The sequence below is a fragment of the Marivita sp. genome (assembly GCF_020055675.1).
GTDB lineage: Bacteria > Pseudomonadota > Alphaproteobacteria > Rhodobacterales > Rhodobacteraceae > Marivita.
Genome location: NZ_JAIPUS010000071.1, coordinates 1 through 3218, shown reverse-complemented (window position 1 = coordinate 3218; position 3218 = coordinate 1). Strand labels below are relative to the sequence as shown.

3 protein-coding genes are annotated in these 3218 nt (G+C 63.6%); all 3 read right to left on the bottom strand.

Features of this window, described 5'->3' with window-relative positions:
• Positions 1-1091 (bottom strand): HAD-IC family P-type ATPase (locus tag LCF59_RS17590; protein WP_292288920.1); only part of this gene is annotated, 1091 nt, incomplete at its 3' end.
• Between the two features lie 49 nt (positions 1092-1140).
• Positions 1141-2487 (bottom strand): APC family permease, encoded by a 1347-nt coding sequence (locus LCF59_RS17585; RefSeq protein WP_292288919.1) that lies wholly within the window; start codon positions 2485-2487, stop codon positions 1141-1143.
• Positions 2484-3215: a TVP38/TMEM64 family protein gene (locus LCF59_RS17580; RefSeq protein ID WP_292288921.1), complete on the bottom strand. Its 732-nt coding sequence runs from the start codon at positions 3213-3215 to the stop codon at positions 2484-2486. Before LCF59_RS17580 ends, LCF59_RS17585 begins: the two co-directional genes overlap by 4 nt.
• Positions 3216-3218 lie beyond the last annotated feature (3 nt).

Below are 3218 nucleotides of genomic sequence, written 5' to 3'. Positions count from 1 at the left end.
CCGGCGACCATCTCGACAATCTGGGCCAGCACCGTGTCGGCACCGACCTGCGTCGCCCGGATCGCCAGGGTGCCGTTCTTGTTGATCGTCCCGCCCGTGACGCGGTCACCTTCCGTCTTCTCGACGGGCACAGGCTCGCCGGTGATCATGCTCTCGTCGACCGACGTGCGCCCCTCGATCACTTCGCCATCGACCGGCACGCTGTCGCCCGGTCGCACACGCAGCGTGTCGCCTTCGACGATGTTCTCGAGCGGTGCATCGTATTCCGAACCGTCCGGCAGGACGCGGCGCGCGGTCTTGGGCGCGAGATGCATCAGAGCGCGGATCGCGTCGCCGGTGCGTTCCCGCGCGCGAAGCTCCAGCACCTGACCGACAAAGACCAGAGCGATGATGACGACCGCCGCCTCGTAATAGGTGCCGACTCCGTCGCCCATTCGGTATTGCTCGGGGAACACCCCCGGAGCGAAGGTGGCGACCAGCGAATAGACATAGGCCGCACCGACCCCGAGCGAGATCAGAGTCCACATGTTCGGGGACAGGTTCCGGAACGAGTCGACGCCGCGCCTGAAGAACGGAAGCGCTGCCCAGAGGACGATGGGCGTTGCAAGGACGAATTCGATATAGACCGCCAGCTGGTGGCCCAACCAGTCGCGAACCGGCAGGCCGACAAGCTCGCCCATGGTCAGGATCACCAGCGGCACTGCAGCGGCTGCACTGATCCACATACGTCGGGTGAAGTCGGTGAGTTCCTCGCTGGGTTCGTCCGAGGGCACCATCGGTTCGAGCGCCATGCCGCAGATCGGGCAACTCCCCGGTTCGTCGCGGACGATCTCGGGATGCATTGGGCAGGTCCATTGGGTGCCGGGTTGGGCTTTCTGCTCGGTCGTCTCCGCATTCCCCGACGCGTAGAAATAAGGATCGGCATCAAATTTCGTCTGGCAGCCTTCCGAGCAGAACCAGAAGGTCTCGCCGCCATACTCGCGCGATCGCGCGTCTTCGCGCACTTCGACCTCCATCCCGCAGACTGGATCCGTTGCGGTGTTCGCGCCAGAGGCTGGATCGTCATGGTGATGATGGGTGTGGTCAGTCATCGGGATTCCCCTTTCGGGACTTAATGTGGGGCTTCAAGCGGTTGGAAGGTCAAGGGGATGCTTTCTCTGTTTCACCGGTGTCTGCTCTCCCGAGGTCGTGACCGCCGTCCATGGGCGGGTTGAGCTTCAGAAAGACATGCTCGAACGCAAAGACAGCGGCCATGGCGGCCAGCGCGATCAGAACGATCGTTGGGTCGCTTTGCCATTTCATCACGGTGAAGGCCCCGAGCACTACGGCGTCGAGCCCGATGGCGGTAAGGAGGATCCATCCCCGCGCACCGATCTGTTCCCTTAGGTGACGCCAGACGCCCCAGTGGATCAGCATATCCATCACGAGGTAAAAGAAGGCGCCGAGGGACGCGATGCGACTGAGGTCGAAAAAGACGGTGAGAACGCCGGCGATCACGACCGTGTAGACAAGAGTGTGATCCCGGATCGTGCCCGGCATCCCGAAATGGCTGTGCGGGATCATCTTCATGTCGGTCAGCATCGCCAGCATCCGCGAGACTGCGAAGATGCTCGCGATCACGCCCGAGGCCGTCGCGACGAGCGCCAGCGCCACCGTCAGATAGAATCCTATCCGGCCGAGAGCCGGCTCTGCCGCCTCAGCAAGAGCGTAGTCTTTCGCGGCCACGATCCGATCGAGCGGCAGGCTCGAGCCCACGGCAAAGGCCACGAGCAGGTAGACCACCACGCAGATCGCGATGGAGATGACGATGGCGCGACCGACGTTGCGGTGGGGAGTCGTGATCTCGGCACCGGAATTCGTGATCGTCGTGAAGCCCTTGAAGGCGAGGATCGCGAGCGCCAGCGATGCAATGAACCCGGCGGCGCCCGTTTCCCTATCGCCCGTCGCTTCGAAGGAGATGCCACCCGCCCAAAGCGCCGCAATGCCGAAGAGCGCGATCCCGCCGACCTTGAGGACCGCCATGATCTGCGAAAGGAGCCCCACCGATCTGTTGCCGGAGGCATTCACGATGTAGGCGAAGACGATCAGGCCGACACCAATCGTTGGAACAAGCCAGCCGCCCGGCTCCATCCCCAGCCCGCGCAGAAGGTAGGTCGCGAAGGTCCGCGCGACGAGGCTTTCATTGATGACCATCGAAAGGGCCATCAGGAGAGCCGCGCCAGCTGCAACCGTTGTCGGCCCATAGGCCTTCTTGAGGATCATGCCGATCCCGCCCGCGGACGGCCAGGCATTCGACATCTTGATGTAGGTGTAGGCGCTGAATGCCGTCACGACCGCGCCCGCGACGAAGGCCAGGGGAAACCACGGCCCCGCCAGTTCGGCGATCTGCCCGGTCAGGGCAAGAATACCAGCGCCGATCATCACACCCGTTCCCATTGCCACGGCGTCGGGGAGGCTGAGGCTGTTCTGCTTGTATTCGGAACTCATGATCCAACGGTCTCCATAGCGTCTTTCTTTGGGCTTTCCTTTCTCGAAGCGGCACTTCGCCGAAGCGCAACCAGCAGGAAAGGAAGGCCCGTCATGAGGCCTAGACCAAGGGCGATCCATTCCGCGCTGCCGAAGGCGCCCTCCATCGCAGCGCTGCCGAAATGCGCGAGCACGAAGCTCGCGGGCAGGATGCCGGCCATCGTGGCCAGCGCGAAGCGCCAGAAGTGCAGCCGGCTGAGCCCCGCGGCATAGCTCATCGCATCGAAAGAGACGAAGGGCAGGAGGCGGCTCACGAAGACCGTGAGAGCCAGCGCGTTTTGCGAGCCCAGCAGACCGTAATCGGCCTTTTCGCCAAGAAGGCGCTCGACCGGCCCACGTCCCAGCCCGCGAGCGATGAAGAAGGCGACAAGCGCACCAATCTCTGACCCAATGGCAACATAGGCGGTGCCCGCATAATGACCATAAGCGGCCCCCGAGGCCAGCGCGACAGGCGCGCTTGGAATGGGGCTGGCAACGACTGCGACAGTCATGAGGAAGACAATCGCGACCGGTCCCAAAGGTCCGGCGCGCGCGACCCACGTCTCGACCATCGCCCGGTCCAGTTCGAACGACCACCATCCTGCGACCCAGCCAACGAGGCCAAGCCCAAGGACGCCGCCGACGACAAGGATGGCGCCCTTGCCGAGGGACGGGTAGCCATTTCTCTTTGGGTCGCTCTCTTCGGGCACGTC

Coding starts and splice junctions, on each gene's coding strand:
- LCF59_RS17585 (WP_292288919.1), bottom strand. CDS start 2,487: ATGAGTTCCGAATACAAGCAGAACAGCCTCAGCCTCCCCGACGCCGTG.